The following is an 18,543-nucleotide window of genomic DNA, read 5'->3' on the forward strand; positions in this document are numbered from 1 at the left end:
TTCGCTACTCGCCATTCGCCATTCGCGCCTTCAAAATCTCCAGGAACCGCCGCGACGCCGCGCTGAGAAAGCCGCCGCGGCGGGTCACCGTCACGACGTCTTGACTTGCCTTGAGATCGCCGACACGGATGGTCGAGATCGAGCCGTATTTCAGTTCTTCTGCAGCGTTGCTTTCCGAGAGCAATGCGATGCCAAGGCCGGCTTCGACCAGACGCTTCTGGGCGGTGAGGCTGTCGACCGGCGTCCAGCTGATCTCGCCCAATCCATGGGTTTGAAACAGCGCAAACACATGTGACGCCGTGATCTCGCGCCGCCGCGGCAGCACCGGAAACGCGATCCAGCGTTCGCCGCGCAAATCGGCCAGTTTCGCGACCCGCCGGCCGGCACGCGGGTGATCGGCCGCGCACACGACCTGAAGCCGTTCGGCTTGCAGCAATTCGCAATCGAGATCGCGCGAGCCGTCGCGGTCGTAGCGCAGGCCGATGGTGGCCTCGCCGCGCCGGATCAGATCGCTGACCTCTGCGCTGGTCGCCGTGCGCAACGTCAATTCGACACCAGGATATTCGGCGGCAAACCGCTTGAGGATTTCGGAGAGACGGCCGCCCGCCAGCGTGCCGACCACGGCGAGTGCGACCGGTCCCGAATCCGGCCGCGCCAGTGCACGCACCGCATTCTCCGCATCCTGCGCAGCGGCGACCGCGCGCTCGGCATACGGCACCATCACCCGCCCCGCATCGCTCAGCATCGTCCGACCTGCGATCCGCTCGAACAAGGGCACGCCGAGCTCCTGTTCGAGCAGCGCGATACGCCGGGATATCGCCGGCTGCGAGCGGTGCAGCGCTTTGGCGGCGCTCGAGATTCCACCGCGGCGGTGAACCGTCAGGAAGGTGCTGAGCGCGTCGCTGTCCATTTTCCGGTCCATGCAAAAAGCTGATGATAGGAAAAGAAATAACAAATTAGACTGATGGAAGGAAGCCTCCTACGTTTGGCCGCGAAGCAACCAATTGAGGCAAACGACCATGCGCAGCCAGATGGAAAAAGCCGAACTGTTCCGCGCCCTGCACGCGCGGCCCGGCGCCTTCATCATCCCCAACCCGTGGGACGCCGGCACCGCCAAACTGCTCGCCGCGATGGGTTTTGAGGCGCTCGCGACCACGAGCCTCGGGCTTGCCAACACGCTCGGCAGCGCCACTGTCAGCCTCGATGCCATCATCGAGAATTGCCGTGCCATTGCTGACGCGACCGACCTGCCCGTTAATGCCGATCTGGAGAATTGCGGCGCCGATGACCCGAAGACTGCCGCCAAGGCCATCGCGCGCGCGGCCGATGCCGGCGTGGTCGGTGGCTCGATCGAGGATTCAACCGGCGATCCGCGGCGGCCGATTTACGATTTCGCGCTCGCGGTCGAACGGGTGCATGCGGCGGTCGAGGCCGCCCGCGCGCTGCCCTTCCCGTTCACGCTGACGGCGCGGGCCGAGAACCTGCTGCACGGCCGCAACGATCTCGACGACACCATCAAGCGCTTGCAGGCGTTCGAGGCCGCCGGCGCCGACGTGCTTTATTCGCCTGGCGTGCACGACATCGACACCATCCGCACCGTGGTGTCGTCGATCGGAAAACCTTTCAACCTGGTGATGGGGTTTGCCGATCCGACATTGACCGTGCCGCAGATTGCCGCCGCCGGCGTCAAGCGCATCAGCGTCGGCGGCGCGATGGCGCGCGTGGCGCTCGCCGCGTTCTTGAAATGCGCCCGCGAAATGAAGGATCAGGGCGCATTCACCTATGTGCGCGAGATGGCGCCGATCAAGGAAGTCAGGGCGGCGTTCTTAAGGAGCGAATAGGGAGTGGCGAATAGCGAATGGGACGGCGCCATTCGCTACTCACTACTCGCCATTCGCCCCCTCATCCCTCCTTGAACCCGTACTCCGGCACATTGCCGCTGGCGCCGTAATATTTATACGGCAGGAATTTTCCGGACATCGTGATCTTGACGCGGTCGCCCTTCGGGTTGGCGACGCGCTCCATCGCCATGTCGAAATCGATCGCCGACATGATACCGTCGCCGAACTCTTCCTCGATCAGCGCCTTCCACGCCGGGCCGTTGACCAGCACCATCTCGTAGAAGCGATAGATCAAAGGATCGGTGGGCGGCATCGGTGTGCCGGTGCCGCGCATCGGCACTTCGTTCAGCATCGCGGTCTCGGCCTTCGACAGGCCGAACAGTTCAGCCGCATTCGCAGCCTGCGGTTTTGTCAATTTCATCTGGCCGAGGATGGCGCCGACGATCAGCACTTCGGAATAGCCGCCGATCTGTTCGCAGATATGCTTCCAGCTCCAGCCCTTTTCGCGCTTGATGTCGAGCAGCTTTTCCGTGAGGTCTTCGCGTTTCATGTCAGGTCTCCTGGTGAATGTTAACGGGCGATCGTCTGAGCCGGGCTGGCCTCGATCATTTTCGGCGACGCGACGATGGTCGGCTCGCTCAGGCCCGGCCGCACGATCGGCACGTTGCGCGGATCGTGATTGGCTACAGTGGCCGCAAAGGTCTTGCTGCGGCTGACCAGGAAATCGACGATGTGGTTGCGCAGCGCGTAGTAATAGGGATGGCGGTGCAGATCGATGCGGCCGCGATCCTTTGGCAGCGGATTTTCCACGATCTCCGCCAGCACCGCGCCGGGGCCGTTGGTCATCAGGAAAATCTTGTCGGCGAGGTAGATCGCCTCATCCACGTCATGGGTGATCATGAAGGCGGTCTGTCCGGTCTCCAGGCAGATGCGGCGCACCTCGTCCTGCAGCGTGCCGCGCGTCAGCGCGTCGAGCGCGGAGAACGGCTCGTCCATCAGCATGATTTTTGGCGTGATCGAAAGCGCCCGCGCGATGCCGACACGCTGCTTCATGCCGCCAGACAATTCCGACGGGCGCTTGTGCTCGGAGCCGGTCAGCCCGACCAGGTCGATGAATTTCTGCGCATGCGCCTTCACCTTGGCGCGGTCCCAGTCGCGCCATTTCGAGGCGACGGCATAGGAGACATTGCCGAGCACCGTGCGCCACGGCAGCAGCGCGTGGCTCTGGAAGATCACGGCGCGGTCGAGGCTGGTGCCTTCGATCGCCTGCCCGTCGACGATGACTGCGCCTTCGCTGGGCTCGTCGAGGCCGGCGAGGATGTTGAGCACCGTGGTCTTGCCGCAGCCGGAATGTCCGATCACGCAGCCGAATTCGCCGCGCGACATCGACAGCCAGAGATCCTCGAACACGCTGATCTGGCCACCGTCGGCGCCGGGATAACGCCGCGCGATACCTTCGATCGAGATGAATTTGTCGGTCATCGCTCTACTCCGGGAACGTGACCATGCGCGTGAACCGCGCAAGGATCTGGTCGAGCAGCATGCCGACGATGCCGATCAGCAGGATCGCGATGATGACGTTGGTGATCGAAAGGTTGTTCCACTCGTTCCAGACGAAGTAGCCGATGCCGGTGCCGCCAACCAGCATCTCGGCCGCGACGATCACGAGCCAGGCGATACCGATCGAAATCCTCATACCCGTGAGAATGGTCGGCGCCGCCGCCGGCAAGATCACGGTGAAGGCGCGGCGCACAGTCCCGACTTCGAGCGTGCGCGCGACGTTGATCCATTCCTTGCGTACGGCCGCGACGCCAAAGCTGGTGTTCAGCAGCATCGGCCACACCGAACAAATGAAGATCACGAAGATCGCGGAAATGCTGGAATCCTTGATGGTGTAGAGCGCGAGCGGCATCCAGGCGAGCGGCGAGATCGGCTTCAGCACCTGGATGAACGGGTCGAGCGCCTTACTGAACAGCGGCGACATCCCGATCAGGAAGCCGAGCGGTATCGCGACGATCACAGCCAGGAAATATCCAAGGGCGACGCGGGCGATGGAATAGCCGAGCTGGATTCCGAGCCCCTTGTCGTTCGGCCCGTTATCGTAGAACGGGCTCTTCAGGTGCTCCCACAGCTTGGCGCCGACATCGAGCGGTCCCGGCATCGCCGACTTGCCGGCGGTCGCGGTCAGGCCCATCAGCTTGGCGTATTCCGGCGTCATGTTGGCGACGGTGCCGGTGCCACGCGTCGAAATGTGCCAGATGCCGAGGAACGCGGCGAACAGCGCAATCGACACGATCGCCGCGCGGAAACGCAAGGAGGAGGTCATCGGGCGAGATCTCCCGACACGTCGTCCCGGCGAACGCCGGGACCCATATTCCGCGGCTCTAGTAAGGAAGGAAGGTCTCTAACATCATGCCTCATGGAGGCGACACGGCGTATGGGTCCCGGCGTTCGCCGGGACGACAGCGGCAAATGTAGTTGCGCCCCCGACATCACGAAGCCTTCCTGATCTTGAAGCTGGCGAGGTAATCCTCGGGCTTGGCTGGATCGAAGGTCTTGCCCATCACCGAAAAGCTCTTGGTGGTGGTGGTCGGCGGCGTCAGCCCCGCCTCTTTCATCAGCCTTGTGGCGTCGGTGGCGAGATAGACCTGCGCCGCGATGCCGGCATAGTCGACGTCGCCCTTGAGCTGCCCCCAACGCTTCATCTGCGTCATGATCCAGATCGCAAAGGACTGCCACGGGAACGGATCGAAATCGACGCGGTTCGGCTGGTTCACGACATTGCCAAGGCCATCGGCGAAGGTGCCGGTGAGAATCTGCTCGAGCACGATCTGCGGCTGGTTCAAATAATTCGCGGGCGCGATGGCCTCCGCAATCTGCTTGCGGTTCTCGGCCTTGTGCGCAAACGCGGTGGCCTGGATGATCGATTTGAGCAGCGCGCTATAGGTGTTCGGCATCGAGGTGATAAATTCCTTCGATGCGGCAAAGGCGCAGCAGGGATGCCCCTCCCAGATATCCTTGGTCAGGATGTGGATGAAGCCGACGCCGTCATAGACCGCGCGCTGGTTCATCGGATCGGGGCCGAGGAAGCCGTCGATATTGTCCGCACGCAGGTTGGCGACCATTTCCGGCGGCGGCACGGCGCGGATCTGCACGTCGGCATCCGGGTCGATGCCGTGCTCGGCGAGATAATAGCGCAGCAGGTAATTGTGCATAGAGTAGTCGAACGGGACGGCGAACTTGAAGCCCTTCCAGGTCTTCGGGTCGCGCTTGTCCTTGTGCTTGACCGCGAGCGTGATCGCCTGGCCGTTGATGTTCTCGACCGCCGGCATGGTGTAGGGCAGCGGGTTGGAGCCGACGCCCATGGTGATCGCGAGCGGCATCGGCGACAGCATGTGGGCTGCGTCGTATTCCTTATTGATGGTCTTGTCGCGAATGACGGCCCAGCCGGCGGTCTTGATGACTTCGACGTTGAGGCCGTTCTTGGAGTAAAACCCCATCGGCGCCGCCATAATGATCGGCGTCGCGCAGGTGATCGGAATGAAGCCGACCTTGAGGTCCTTCTTTTCCAGCGGCCCGCCTTGGGCGAAGGCCTCGGTCGCGGTCTTCAGCGGGAAGAATTGCGACAGCGCGGCAGCGGCGGTCGCCGCACCTACCGATTTCAGAAAGGCGCGGCGCGCCACATCCTGCGGAAACATCGCGCGCATCACGGCGGATGCGACCACGTTCTCGAAGCGGGCCTCTTCGGAAGCCGCCACCGCCTGCTGCAGCGCAAGCTGCGCGGCGGCATCATGTTCGGCATCGCTAACGTGCTTGCCGCAGCTGCAACCCTGGGCATGGAGTCGGCGGGCGGGGTCGAACGGATTGTCGAACGTGGACATGAAACCTCCTGCGTGACGCTGAGGTCAATTACGCAAGGAGTGTGCCAGCCCGATCCGGCCGCGTTTGCCGAATTAATGCAGCTATTTAGCTGGATTGTTGGTGATTACGAGAATTCGTGATACACGAAAAATCGTAGTCAAATTACGAATTCTCGGAGTTTTGGGAATGGACCCGACGCTGCATTTGCATGCCGCGACGCCGCGCGATTCTGATCTGCGTACCCTCACCTTCGACTATCTGGTCGAGCCGACGCTGCTGCTCGATCCCGACAGCGACGAGATTATCGATGCCAATCCCGCCGCCTGCACCCTGCTCGGCTATGACCGCACGCTGCTGCGGGAGACCAAATTCAGCGCGCTGCATGCCGGGCAAGTGCCTGCGCTGATCGTGTTCAGCCAGGCCGTGCTCGACAAGGGCGCCTACTGGACCAACGCGCTGACGCCGCGCCATGCCACCAGCCAGAAGCTGCGGCTGGAATATACGGGATCGATGCTGCCGCATGATGGACGCGCGCTGATTCTGCTCACGATGAGCGACCTCGAACAGCGGCGCCGCCGCAATGTCGATGCCACCGCCGAGGACCACATGCGCGGCGGGCTCGCCGCCTGGCAGCGCGTCGAGCGGGTGTTCCAGGACATCGAGCGCGAGAACCAGTTGATCCTGCGCGCCGCCGGCGAAGGCATCTACGGCGTCAACGCCGAGGGCAAGACCACCTTCGTCAATCCGGCCGCAGAAAGGATGCTGGGCTGGACCGCCGAGGAACTGGTCGGCAAGGCCATTCATCCGATCGTTCACCACAGCCACCATGACGGCAGTCACTACCCCGATGAGGACTGTCCGATCTATGCGGCGTTCCGCGATGGCGCGATCCACAACGTCGATGGCGAGGTGTTCTGGCGCAAGAACGGCTCGCCGGTCTGGGTCGAGTACACATCGACGCCGATCCGCGACCGCGGCACGGTGGTGGGCGCCGTGATCGTGTTTCGCGACGTCAGCCACCGCCGCGAGGCCGACGAAAAACTGCACGCCGCGCTCGCCGAAGTCGACCGGTTGCGCGAGCGGCTGGAACTTGAAAACGCCTATCTGCAGGAAGAAATCCGGATCGAGACCAACCCGCGCGGCATCATCGGCCAGAGCGAGGCGATCCAGAAGACCCTGCGCCAGGTCAAACTGGTCGCACCGACCACGGCGGCGGTGATGATCACGGGCGAATCCGGCACTGGCAAGGAACTCATCGCGCGCGCCATCCATGAAGCGAGCAACCGCGGTGACCGGCCGCTGATCCGCGTCAACTGCGCGGCGATCCCGCGCGAACTGTTCGAGAGTGAATTCTTTGGGCACGTCAAAGGCGCCTTCACCGGTGCGGTGCGCGACCGCATCGGAAGGTTTGAACTCGCCGATGGCGGCACGCTGTTTCTCGACGAGGTCGGCGAAATCCCGCTGGAACTACAGGGCAAGCTGCTGCGCGTGCTGCAGGAAGGCAATTTCGAGCGCGTCGGCGAGGAGCGCACGCGAACCGTCGACGTCCGCGTGATCGCCGCCACCAACCGGAACCTGAAGCAGGAAGTGCAGCGCGGCCGGTTTCGCGAGGATTTGTATTTCCGGCTCAACGTGTTTCCGGTGGAGTCGGTGCCGCTGCGCGACCGCCGCGAGGACATCCCGCTGCTGGCCCAGCATTTTCTGATGAGCGAGAGCAACGAGCTGAAGTCCGATTTGCGTCTGTCGGAAGGCGATGCGCGGCGGCTGCAGCGTTACGACTGGCCCGGCAATGTCCGCGAACTGCAGAACGTGATCGAGCGCGCCGCGATCTTGTCGCAGAACGGCCGGTTGCGGATCGACCTGCCGGATAATGCAGGCGCGCATTCGCCGGCCGGCGCCAGCCGCCAGAAGAGCGATGTGCGGCCGGCCGTGATGACGTCAGCCGAGATGCGCGATCACGAGCGCGCCAACATCCTGGCCGCCCTTGCCGCCTGCAACGGCAAGGTGTTCGGCGCCGGCGGCGCCGCCGCGATGCTGGACCTGAAGCCAACCACGCTGGCGTCGCGCATGAAGGCACTGGGGATTTCGGCCGCCCGTTCGCGGCAGGCCAGTGCCTGATCGGAACTGACTTGTCTTAACCGGCCTGCCGAAGGCTCGCCTCCAGCCGCCCCAGCTCGGCCTCGAGATCCCTCTCCACATCCGCCACCCGCATCTCGACCACCCGGTAGTCGCGGGCCTCGAGCCAGTTCCGCCGCGCGGCGCGGTCGGCGACGATCGCCTCCGACTCGGTCGGGTTGACCAGCTCGATCGCGATCCGGTGCACGAAGGAGACGAAGTCCGGGATGTGGCGGCCGACCGGGGTCTGGCGTTTGAACTGGCCGGCGAAGCGGCGGTCCCGGGTCAGCGCCTGCCACAGCATCCGCTCGGCGTCGGTCGGGTTACGGCGCAGCAATCGGGCAAGCCCGCGGACGGTTCCGCCGCTCTCCGACGGTGAGGCCGCCTGGCCATGTTCAGCCAGCAGGGCGCGCAACCGCGTCGCCTGTTCGCCGTCGAGCACGCCGCCCTTGGCCGGCCCCTTGCGGCCCTCGGCGATCGCCATGACAACCCCGTGGAGGGTGTGCATGTCCTGCTTGGTCGGGTCCATCCGGGTGAAGATGTTGCGCATGTTGACCAGCATGGTCTCCCGCTTCTCCGGCGGGCGCAGGAACTCGACCTTGTCGAGCTCCCGGACGAGGTTGTCGAAGAAGGCCTGCATCTGGTGTTGCGAGGCCGGCTCGGATCGTTCGGGCATCGAGAACGGGAGGGTGCCGCCGGTCGACAGCTTGAACCACTCGTAGCCGATCAAGAGCACCGCCTGCGCCAGGTTGAGGGAGGCGAAACCGGGGTTGACCGGGAAGGTGACGATCCGGTTGGCGAGCGCGACCTCCTCGTTCTGGAGACCGTAGCGCTCGCGGCCGAACATGATGCCGACTCCGCCAGCGATCCGGTTGGCGACATGGGCCGCGATCTCGACGGCGGCATCTGATGGCGCCACCACCGGCTTGGCCTGGTCGTGAGCGCGGGCGGTGGTCGCAAACAGCAGGGTCAAATCCGCGACCGCCTGCTCGACCGTGTCGAACAATTCAGCGCGTTCCAGAATCTGGTCGGCGCCGGCCGCCGCGCGTTGCGCGGCGACGTTCGGCCAGCCGTCGCGCGGATTCACGATTCTTAAACGAGAAAGAGCGAAGTTGCCCATCGCTCGCGCGGCCATGCCGATATTCTCGCCGAGCTGTGGTTCGACAAGGATCACAACAGGTCCAGCTAAGTCCAAACCAGACTTGGTTTTATCGGTCCCAGACCCGGACATATCCTGCGCCACTTTCTGATTCTAGTTCGGAAGCTGATTCAACTTCTGAAGGTTTTGAATCAGCATGCGAAGCACCTGATTCAAAACCTCATTCCATGTCTCGATGATCGACCGCAACAGCGGCCAGAATTCCCAAGCCGGACAACGGGCTTAGTAGCGTTTCCGAAAGTTCGGTCAAAGCCTGAATTGGGCTTGATCGCTCGCGGCTTGTACGCGCACGGCTTTCGGATAGGCTAACAATCACACCCAAAGCGAAGCTGCAAACAAACAGGCGGCCGGTTCAACGGCTGAGGCCTCAAGAGGAGAAGTCCATGCGCGGCAGATGGTCGTTGGCGATTGTCGGCATCCTCCTCATCTTGGCCGGCGGACTGCTGGCCCATTTGACCCAGACCTCCGGCGGCATCCGGATACAGGACGTCAGGTTCAAGGGCGCCAAGGGCAACACCATGAGTGCCCTGCTCTATATCCCGGCGAATGCCACGCCGCAGATTCCGGCGCCGGGGATTCTGGCGGTCCATGGCTACATCAATTCGCGCGAGACCCAGGACGGCTTTGCCATCGAATTCGCCCGCCGCGGCTATGTCGTCCTCGCCCTCGACCAGACCGGTCACGGCTATAGCGACCCGCCCGCTTTCGCCAACGGCTTTGGTGGTCCGGACGGGCTGGCTTACCTCCGCAGCCTCGACTTCGTCGACAAGACCAATATCGGCCTTGAGGGTCACTCCATGGGTGGCTGGACCGTGCTGGCCGCCGCAACCGCCATGCCCAACGACTACAAGTCGATGGTGCTGGAGGGCTCGTCCACCGGCAAGCCGTTCGCCGCCGACGGCACCCCGACCTGGCCGCGGAACACGGCGCTCGTGTTCGCCCAATACGAGGAATTTTCGACCCTGATGTGGGGCGTCGATCGGGCCCGGGACGTCACCCAGAGCCCGAAGCTGTGGGCCATGTTCGGCACCCAGGGGCCGGTCGAGCCGGGCAAGGTCTATGGCGACATCGCCCAGGGAACCGCGCGGGTGCTCTACACCCCCGCCATCACCCACCCGGCCGAGCACATCTCCCATGAAGCGATCGGCTACAGCCTCGACTGGTTCGCCAAAACCCTGAAGGGCGGCACGCCGTTGCCGGCCGACGACCAGATCTGGTTCCGCAAGGAAGTCGGCACGCTGATCGCCCTGCTCGGCTTTGTCGCGCTCCTGATCGGGGCCTTTGATGCCCTGCTGGAAGCCAGGATGTATTCCCGCCTGCGGTTGCCCGAGATCGCCGATGGCACCATGCCGGCCCATTCGGCGGCGAGCGGCCGGCGCTGGACCGCGGCCTTCATCCTGTCGGCGTTCATCCCGGCGCTGACCTATTATCCTGCCTTCGCGCTGGCCGGCACTTTTGTAAAGCCGTCGGCCTGGCTGCCGCAGGGGATTACCAACCAGATCATGGTCTGGGCGATCATCAATGCCCTGATCACGCTGGCCCTGATGCCGTTCGCGCCGAAGCGGGCCAGCCGGGCCGGGGTCGTAGGCCAGTCGGTCATCATCGCGGTCGCCACGATCGCGATCGGCTATGCGGCGCTGTGGCTGGCCGACCTCGCCTTCAAGATCGACTTCCGGTTCTGGATCGTGGCGCTGAAGCTGATGAGCGCCAAGCAGGCGCTGATTTTCCTGATCTATCTGGTGCCGTTCACCGCGTTCTTCGTGGTGGCGTTGCATGTGCTGCACCGGAATTTCTCGACCATGGCGGCGGGGCGCGCCACCCTCTATCTCACCAACATCCTGGCGCTGACGCTGGGCTTCATCGTGCTGTTGGTGTTGCAATACGGCACGCTGTGGCTGACCGGAAAACTGTTCAACCCGCTGCCCGATCCCGGCTTCGTGCCGCTGTCGACCATCGTCGCCATCCAGTTCGTGCCGCTCCTGGCAATCTGTGCCGTGGTCGCGACCTTCACCTGGCGGCGGACCGGCTCCAGCCTGCCGGGCGCGCTGATCTGCGGCCTGTTCGTAACCTGGTATGTGGTGGCGGGAACGGCGACGCAGGCGGCGTTCTGATCCTGATCGAGCCTGTGGCAGGCCTTGGAGCGAACCGCGCCGGCTCGCGCCGCGACCAAGCCTCATGTCTTCCCAGCAGCAACGCTTTCTGCATACCCCAAGGCCTTCACATGCATCCCTGATCGGCCGTCAACGGGCGGGGCAACTGGCGCCGACCGACACCGCCAAGGCGCTGGCCGCGGCGCGCGGCTGCCCCGATGCGTGGTATCGCGTCCAGGCGCTAGCATCGGTTGCGGAATACGCGGACCCGGGCTTGCCCTTGTCGATCCTGGAAGAAGCGGCGCGCGAAGCTCAGTCATGCCATGACGCCTATGGCACGGTGGCCGTGATGGCATGGCCGATCGGCGTGGCACTCAAGCAAGGGCGGCTTGTCTACGCCGAGCGCGAGCTCAAAAAATGCCTCGATTTGGCCTCTCGAATTGAGCCTCACGCATCGCAGGCCTATGCGCTTGAGATTCTCTGGCGCGCCTGCTTCGCGGAGCATCCCAGCCATGCCAATGCGGTGTGGCGCAGAATTCTGGAGCTGTGCGATCCGGACCGCAGCTGGCGTGCCGCCCGGCTCTATTTGCACATCGCCGAGATCCAGCACCGGCAGAATCGCAACGCCGCCGCGGTGATCCGCGCCATGCCGCCGGGCAAGGCGCGAAGCTGGCTGGAACGGCGTTTCGGGCTCGCCTGAAAACCAGCCATATCTGCACCGCCAATCGCCTTCCAGCCCGCGTTTTCGGGTGCTATAGCGACGGCACCACCATCCCATCCGCCGCTAAACGCGCGGTTTTCCAAAAAAGGCCCCCTCCGTCATGGCAAAAATCAAGGTGACCAACCCCGTCGTCGAACTCGATGGCGACGAGATGACCCGGATCATCTGGCAGTACATCAAGGACAAGCTGATCAACCCGTTCCTTGACGTGAACCTGATGTATTTCGACCTCGGGATGGAATACCGCGACAAGACCAATGACCAGGTCACCATCGACGCCGCTAACGCCATCAAGAAGGTCGGCGTCGGCGTCAAATGCGCCACCATCACCCCGGACGAGGCCCGGGTGAAGGAATTCGGCCTCAAGGAAATGTGGAAGTCGCCCAACGGCACCATCCGCAACATCCTCGGCGGCGTGGTGTTCCGCGAACCCATCATCTGCAAGAACGTGCCGCGCCTGGTGCCCGGCTGGACCAAGCCGATCATCATCGGCCGTCACGCCTTCGGCGACCAGTACCGCGCCACCGATTTCAAGTTCCCCGGCAAGGGCACGCTGACGATGAAATTCGTCGGCGAAGACGGCCAGGTGATCGAGCGCGAAGTCTACAAGTCGCCGGGCGCCGGTATTGCGCTTGCGATGTACAATCTCGACGACTCGATCGCCGATTTCGCCCGCGCCTCGTTCAACCAGGGCCTCGCCAAGAGCTACTCGGTCTATCTCTCGACCAAGAACACCATCCTGAAAACCTATGACGGGCGGTTCAAGGACATCTTCCAGGACATCTACGACAAGGAATTCAAGGCCAAGTTCGAGGCGAAGAAGATCACCTATGAACACCGCCTGATCGACGACATGGTGGCGGCGGCGATGAAGTGGTCCGGCGGCTATGTCTGGGCCTGCAAGAACTACGACGGCGACGTGCAGTCCGACACGGTGGCGCAGGGCTATGGCTCGCTCGGCCTGATGACCTCGGTGCTGATGACGCCCGACGGTGATACCGTGGAAGCCGAGGCCGCGCATGGCACGGTGACCCGGCATTACCGCGAGCACCAGAAGGGCAAGGAAACCTCGACCAACTCGATCGCCTCGATCTTCGCCTGGACCCGCGGCCTGGCGCACCGCGCCAAGCTCGACAACAACGAGGAACTGGCGAAGTTTGCCGACACGCTGGAGAGGGTTTGCGTCGACACCGTCGAGGCCGGCTACATGACCAAGGACCTTGCGCTCCTGGTCGGCGCCGACCAGCGCTGGCTCTCCACGACCGGCTTCCTCGACAAGGTCGCGGAAAACCTCACCAAGGCGATGGCGGCGAAGTAAGCTGCCTCGTCGCTACAAGCGTAGACCCATCAACGTCATTGCGAGCGAAGCGAAGCAATCCATTTCTCTGCTGAACGAGAAGGGATTGCTTCGTCGCTCTCGCTCCCAGCGCAAACGCTTCGCGTTTGTCGCGGCAATGACGGGTTTTGGAGTATCGCCATGCCTCCCATCCGGATTGCTGCGATTTCCCTCCTGCTGCTCGCGAGTTCGGCGACCACGCGCGCCGCCGACCCGCTTCCCGAAGCCATCGCCGCGCCAGGCCAGACCGTCGTCGTGACCCTGCATGCCGAAGGCGCGCAGGTCTATGAATGCAAGGCCGGCGCCGACGGCAAGGCGATCTGGTCGTTCCGCGAACCGATCGCGACGCTGCTCGCCGACGGCAAGACCGTCGGCCGCCACTACGCCGGACCGAATTGGGAACACAGCGACGGCAGCGCCGTGGCCGCCAAGGTCGCCGGCAACGCCCCCGGCACGACCGCGAATGACATTCCCTGGCTGAAGCTCGAAGTGACTTCCCGGCGCGGCAGCGGCGTCCTGGCCGATGTCACCACCGTGCAGCGGATCAACACCAAGGGCGGCAAGCATGAAGGCGCCTGCGAGACCATCGGCAGCTTCCTCAACGTGCCTTACTCGGCGGACTATGTGTTCCTGCGCAAACCCTGATCGACGCGCCTAGTCTTCGGGCGCGTCCCCGGCTATCACGTAGCGCGTCGCTACGCGCCGGCCATCGCCTGTTCGATCGCCGTCAACGCGGCATCGGCCTTGGCGCCGTCGGGCCCGCCGGCTTGCGCCATGTCGGGCCGTCCGCCGCCGCCCTTGCCGCCGAGCGTCGCGGAGGCGATCTTGACCAGATCGACCGCGCTGAAGCGCGAGGTCAGGTCGGCCGTGACGCCGACCACCACGCCGGCCTTGCCATCCTCGGTGACGCCGACGATCGCAACCACGCCGGATCCGATCTGCTTCTTGCCGTCGTCGACCAGACTCTTGAGGTCCTTGGTCTCGACGCCTTCGACCGCACGCGCCAGGAGCTTGACGTTGCCGACTTCGCGCACGCCGCCGGCAGCCGCAGCGCCATTGCCTCCGCCGCCGCCGCCCATCGCGAGCTTCTTGCGCGCATCCGACAGGTCGCGCTCGAGCTTCTTGCGCTCTTCCACCAGCGCGGCAATGCGTGCCGGCATCTCTTCGACCGAGGTGCGCAGTTCGCCCGCCGCGTTCCTCGCAAGCTGCATGGTGTCGTTGGCGTGCTTGCGCGCATGACGTCCGGTCAGCGCCTCGATGCGGCGGACTCCGGAGGCAACCGCGCTTTCCCCAGTCACTGAAATGAGGCCGATGTCGCCGGTACGGCGCACATGCGTGCCGCCGCACAATTCCACCGACCAGCCGAGCGCGTTCTGGCCCTGCTCGCGGGCCTGCCGACCCATCGACACCACGCGCACCTCGTCGCCATATTTTTCACCGAACAGCGCGCGCGCCCCGGCCTCGCGGGCATCGTCGACCGCCATCAGGCGCGTCGTGACTTCGTCATTCTCCAGCACCACCTCGTTGGCGATATCTTCGATCCGCGCGAGTTCTTCCGCCGTGATCGGCTTCTGGTGCACGAAATCGAAGCGCAAGCGATCGGGCGCCACCAGCGAGCCGCGCTGGGCGATGTGGTCGCCGAGCACCTGGCGCAGCGCCTCATGCAAGAGATGCGTCGCCGAGTGATGCGCCCGGATCGAGGAGCGCCTGATATGGTCGACCTCGAGCTGCAAGGCGGTGCCGACCTTCAGCGTGCCCTGCTCCACCGTGCCCTGATGCACGAACAGATCGCCGGCCCGCTTCTGCGTATCGGTGACGCGGAACTTGACGCCCTCGCCGATCATCACGCCGGTGTCGCCGACCTGGCCGCCGGACTCCGCATAGAACGGCGTCTGGTTCAGAACGATCGATCCGGTCTCGCCGGCCTTGAGGCTGTCGGCGTCCTTGCCGTCCTTCACCAGCGCCGAAATCACGCCCTCGGCGCTCTCGGTTTCATAACCAAGGAATTCCGTGGCGCCGAGTTTTTCGCGCAGCGGGAACCAGATGTTCTCGCTCGCGGTATCGCCGCTTCCGGACCACGACGCGCGCGCCTTCTCTTTCTGCTTTTCCATCGCATCGGTGAACGAGGCGAGATCGACGCTGATGCCGCGCGATTTCAGCGCGTCCTGCGTGAGATCGAGCGGGAAGCCGTAGGTGTCGTACAGCGTAAACGCGGTATCGCCGTCGAACATGTCGCCTTTCTTCAGCGAACTGCTCTTCTCGTCGAGAATGGAAAGGCCTCGCGCCAGCGTCTTGCGGAAGCGGGTTTCTTCCAGCCGCAGCGTTTCCTCGATCAGCTTTTCCGCACGCACCAGATCCGGATAGGCCTGACCCATCTCGCGCACCAGCGCGGAAACCAGACGATGCATCAAGGGATCGCGCGCGCCGAGCAACTGCGCATGGCGCATCGCGCGGCGCATGATCCGGCGCAGCACATAGCCGCGGCCCTCGTTCGACGGCAGCACGCCATCAGTGATCAGGAAGGCCGAGGAACGCAGATGGTCCGCGATGACGCGGAACGATGCCGCGTTCTGCTCCTGCGGCCCTTCTCCGAGCGCGGACGCGGTGGCATCGATCAAATGACGGAACAGATCGGTTTCGAAGACGCTCTCGACGCCCTGCAGGATGCAGGCCATGCGTTCCAGCCCAAGACCCGTGTCGATCGAGGGACGCGGCAGCGGCTGGCGCTCTTCCTTCGTCACCTGCTCGAACTGCATGAAGACGAGGTTCCAGAATTCGAGGAAGCGGTCGCCATCCTCCTCGGGGCTGCCGGGCGGACCGCCCCAGATGTGCTCGCCGCGATCGATGAAGATCTCCGAGCAGGGACCGCACGGCCCGGTGTCCCCCATCGCCCAGAAATTGTCCGAGGTCGGGATGCGGATGATGCGATCTTCGGAAAAGCCCGCGATCTTCTTCCAAAGCGCGGCCGCCTCGTCGTCGGTGTGATAGACGGTGACGAGCAGCTTGTCCTTCTTGAGCCCGAAATCCCTGGTGATCAGGTTCCAGGCGAGCTCGATCGCACGCTCCTTGAAGTAGTCGCCGAACGAGAAATTGCCGAGCATCTCGAAAAAGGTGAGATGGCGCGCGGTGTAGCCGACATTGTCGAGGTCGTTATGCTTGCCGCCGGCGCGGACGCATTTCTGCGAGGTGGTGGCACGCTGGTACGGGCGCTTCTCGACGCCGGTAAAGACGTTCTTGAACTGCACCATGCCGGCATTGGTGAACATCAGGGTCGGGTCATTGCGCGGCACCAGCGGCGACGAGGCCACGATCTCGTGGCCGTTCGCCTTGAAGTAGTTCAGAAATGTCGACCTGATCTCGTTGACGCCGCTCATGTTCATCCAATCGGAAATAGGACCGGGTCAGGCCGCAAATAGCCTTTTCTGCCGGCCGAACGCTTTTAGACAAGGCGAAAGGCGGTGTCCAGAAACTGTGCAGGCGGATCATAGGCTTGCCGCAGCACACAAGACTGGTTGATAGCCGCTTCCGCGCGTTGACAGCCATGGTGGCGCCGTGTTTTCCTTACCCCTGTTCAAGACGTCACGTCGGGAGAGATCGGCTTAAGCGCCGGCGCCGAAGGAGCAACCGCCCCGGAAACTCTCAGGCAAACGGACCCCGTGACGGACTAACATCTGGAAAGAGACGCTGAAGGGCTTTGGCCCTGACGTGTCCGCCGACGGGATAATACTCTCAGGCACAGCGACAGATGGGGCTTTCTTTGGGTTTTTGGGGACTGGTCCCCGAACCCTGGAGGGTCCCTGAATGCTGGCACGCGACGAATCTCCTTTACTTCACACACCCTTGCACGCGCTCCATGTGGCCCGCGGCGGCAAGATGGTTCCGTTTGCCGGCTATGAAATGCCGGTGCAGTACGCCGCCGGCGTGCTCCGGGAACACCAGCACACAAGAAGCGCCGCCGGCCTGTTCGACGTCTCGCATATGGGCCAGCTCGCGCTGCGGCCGAAATCCGGCAAGGTCGAGGATGCGGCTTTGGCGCTGGAACGGCTGGTGCCGCAGGACATCGTTGCGGTGCCGCCCGGGCGGCAACGCTACGCGCAGTTCACCAATCCCGACGGCGGCATTCTAGACGATCTGATGGTGGCGAATTTCGGCGACCACCTGTTTCTGGTGGTCAACGCCGCCTGCAAGGCCGAGGACGAGGCGCATCTGCGCGCGCACCTTTCGGATGCCTGCGTGATCGATTCGCTGGCCGACCGCGCGCTGATCGCGCTGCAGGGGCCGAAGGCCGAATCCGCGCTGACGAAGTTTTGTGCAGACGTCGGCGGGATGAAGTTCATGGACACCGGTCCGCGCAAGGTGGCCGGCTACGACTGCTTCGCATCGCGCTCCGGCTATACCGGTGAAGACGGTTTTGAGATTTCGGTTCCGGCTCAACACACCGAAGCGCTTGTGACGGCGCTGCTGGAGAACAGCGACGTGCTGCCGATCGGACTGGGCGCCCGCGACAGCCTGCGGCTCGAAGCCGGGCTTTGTCTGTACGGCCACGACATCGACACCACGACCAGTCCGGTCGAGGGCGCGCTGGAATGGTCGGTGCAGAAAAGCCGCCGCACCGGCGGCGCGCGCGCCGGCGGCTTTCCCGGTGCCGAAATTATTCTGGCCCATTTTGAAAAAGGCGCGGCGCGCCGCCGCGTCGGCCTGCGGCCCGAAGGCCGCGCGCCGGTGCGCGAAGGCGCGGTGTTGTTTGCCGATAGCGCCTCGGCCGAGCCGATCGGCAAGGTCACCTCAGGCGGTTTTGGCCCGAGCCTCAATGCACCCGTCGCGATGGGCTATCTGCCGTCCTCGCTCGCCGCAGCCGGCACGCAAGTTTTCGCCGAAGTCCGCGGCCAGCGCCTGCCGCTGCAGGTCGCCCCCATGCCATTCGTTCCCAACACCTATAAACGCTGAAGGAAGTCTCATGACGATTTTGTTCACAACCGACCATGAATGGCTCCGAATCGAGGGCGATGTCGCCACCATCGGCGTCACGGACTACGCGCAATCGCAGCTCGGCGATGTCGTGTTCGTCGAACTGCCCAAGGTCGGCCGCAGCCTGAAGAAGGCGGAAGCCGCCGCGGTCGTCGAATCCGTCAAGGCCGCCTCCGACGTCTACGCGCCGATCTCCGGCGACGTGCTCGAAGTCAACGAGGAGCTCGCCGCCGAGCCCGCGCTGGTGAATTCCGATGCCGCCGGCAAGGCCTGGTTCTTCAAGCTGAAGATTGCGGACAAGAGTGAACTCGACGGCCTGATGGATGAGGCCGCCTACGCCAAGCACACCGCGTGAGAAGATGAAGCAAATTGCGACCACACACTCGCTGTCATCGCCCGGCTTGACCGGGCGACCCAGTACGCCGCGGCCTGTCGGCTCCATCGCTGATTTC

15 protein-coding genes and 1 riboswitch are annotated in these 18,543 nt (G+C 63.9%); of the genes, 8 read left to right on the forward strand and 7 right to left on the reverse strand.

What is annotated here, in order from left to right:
* Positions 1–4: 4 nt before the first annotated feature.
* Entirely contained in the window at positions 5–910 is a 906-nt protein-coding gene (locus JQ558_RS27210; protein ID WP_212295708.1) for a LysR family transcriptional regulator, read from the reverse strand.
* Positions 911–1,019: 109 nt separating this feature from the next.
* Between JQ558_RS27210 and JQ558_RS27215 the strand changes: the two genes are divergently transcribed.
* Positions 1,020–1,841 carry an oxaloacetate decarboxylase gene (locus tag JQ558_RS27215; protein WP_212295709.1) on the forward strand — a complete coding sequence of 274 codons (822 nt, stop codon included), beginning with the start codon at positions 1,020–1,022 and terminating at the stop codon, positions 1,839–1,841.
* Between the two features lie 61 nt (positions 1,842–1,902).
* Here JQ558_RS27215 and cynS read toward each other — a convergent pair whose 3' ends face one another.
* From cynS to JQ558_RS27235, 4 genes are all read right to left on the reverse strand, one after another.
* A complete protein-coding gene (cynS, locus tag JQ558_RS27220; protein ID WP_212273211.1) occupies positions 1,903–2,391 on the reverse strand; it encodes a cyanase in 489 nt (162 codons plus the stop codon).
* Between the two features lie 20 nt (positions 2,392–2,411).
* Positions 2,412–3,323, reverse strand: coding sequence for an ABC transporter ATP-binding protein (locus JQ558_RS27225; protein WP_212273212.1), 912 nt, complete (start codon positions 3,321–3,323; stop codon positions 2,412–2,414).
* Between the two features lie 4 nt (positions 3,324–3,327).
* Positions 3,328–4,167: a nitrate ABC transporter permease gene (gene ntrB / locus JQ558_RS27230; protein WP_212273214.1), complete on the reverse strand. Its 840-nt coding sequence runs from the start codon at positions 4,165–4,167 to the stop codon at positions 3,328–3,330.
* Positions 4,168–4,333: 166 nt separating this feature from the next.
* Entirely contained in the window at positions 4,334–5,722 is a 1,389-nt protein-coding gene (locus JQ558_RS27235) for a CmpA/NrtA family ABC transporter substrate-binding protein (RefSeq protein ID WP_212295710.1), read from the reverse strand.
* A gap of 166 nt (positions 5,723–5,888) precedes the next feature.
* Between JQ558_RS27235 and JQ558_RS27240 the strand changes: the two genes are divergently transcribed.
* Complete coding sequence (locus JQ558_RS27240; protein ID WP_212295711.1) at positions 5,889–7,820, forward strand: sigma 54-interacting transcriptional regulator; 1,932 nt, start codon at positions 5,889–5,891, stop codon at positions 7,818–7,820.
* Between the two features lie 16 nt (positions 7,821–7,836).
* Here the strand turns inward: JQ558_RS27240 and JQ558_RS27245 are convergent, their stop codons facing one another.
* Positions 7,837–9,048 carry a TrmJ/YjtD family RNA methyltransferase gene (locus tag JQ558_RS27245; RefSeq protein WP_212295783.1) on the reverse strand — a complete coding sequence of 404 codons (1,212 nt, stop codon included), beginning with the start codon at positions 9,046–9,048 and terminating at the stop codon, positions 7,837–7,839.
* A 311-nt stretch (positions 9,049–9,359) separates the two neighbouring features.
* Here JQ558_RS27245 and JQ558_RS27250 point away from each other — a divergent pair, with 311 nt between their 5' ends.
* The 4 genes from JQ558_RS27250 (at position 9,360) to JQ558_RS27265 (ending at position 13,768) form a co-directional block, all read left to right on the forward strand.
* Positions 9,360–11,087, forward strand: a complete 1,728-nt coding sequence (locus tag JQ558_RS27250) for a S9 family peptidase (RefSeq protein ID WP_212295712.1) — start codon at positions 9,360–9,362, stop codon at positions 11,085–11,087.
* A 259-nt stretch (positions 11,088–11,346) separates the two neighbouring features.
* A complete protein-coding gene (locus tag JQ558_RS27255; RefSeq protein ID WP_212295713.1) occupies positions 11,347–11,766 on the forward strand; it encodes a hypothetical protein in 420 nt (139 codons plus the stop codon).
* Between the two features lie 121 nt (positions 11,767–11,887).
* Positions 11,888–13,105, forward strand: a complete 1,218-nt coding sequence (locus JQ558_RS27260) for an NADP-dependent isocitrate dehydrogenase (RefSeq protein ID WP_212295714.1) — start codon at positions 11,888–11,890, stop codon at positions 13,103–13,105.
* Positions 13,106–13,264: 159 nt separating this feature from the next.
* The gene (locus JQ558_RS27265) at positions 13,265–13,768 is read left to right on the forward strand and encodes a DUF3455 domain-containing protein (protein WP_212295715.1); all 504 of its coding nucleotides are present in this window, start codon (positions 13,265–13,267) and stop codon (positions 13,766–13,768) included.
* 50 nt (positions 13,769–13,818) lie between these two features.
* Here JQ558_RS27265 and alaS read toward each other — a convergent pair whose 3' ends face one another.
* On the reverse strand, positions 13,819–16,497 hold the full coding sequence (alaS, locus tag JQ558_RS27270) for an alanine--tRNA ligase (RefSeq protein WP_212295716.1): 2,679 nt from the start codon (positions 16,495–16,497) through the stop codon (positions 13,819–13,821).
* A gap of 200 nt (positions 16,498–16,697) precedes the next feature.
* Positions 16,698–16,788: riboswitch (glycine riboswitch) on the forward strand.
* Between the two features lie 136 nt (positions 16,789–16,924).
* Here alaS and gcvT point away from each other — a divergent pair.
* Both gcvT and gcvH read left to right on the forward strand, forming a co-directional pair.
* Positions 16,925–18,070, forward strand: coding sequence for a glycine cleavage system aminomethyltransferase GcvT (gcvT, locus tag JQ558_RS27275; RefSeq protein ID WP_212295717.1), 1,146 nt, complete (start codon positions 16,925–16,927; stop codon positions 18,068–18,070).
* Between the two features lie 10 nt (positions 18,071–18,080).
* Complete coding sequence (gene gcvH / locus JQ558_RS27280; protein ID WP_192734185.1) at positions 18,081–18,446, forward strand: glycine cleavage system protein GcvH; 366 nt, start codon at positions 18,081–18,083, stop codon at positions 18,444–18,446.
* Positions 18,447–18,543 lie beyond the last annotated feature (97 nt).

This window comes from Bradyrhizobium sp. AUGA SZCCT0160 (genome assembly GCF_018130105.1).
Lineage (GTDB): Bacteria > Pseudomonadota > Alphaproteobacteria > Rhizobiales > Xanthobacteraceae > Bradyrhizobium.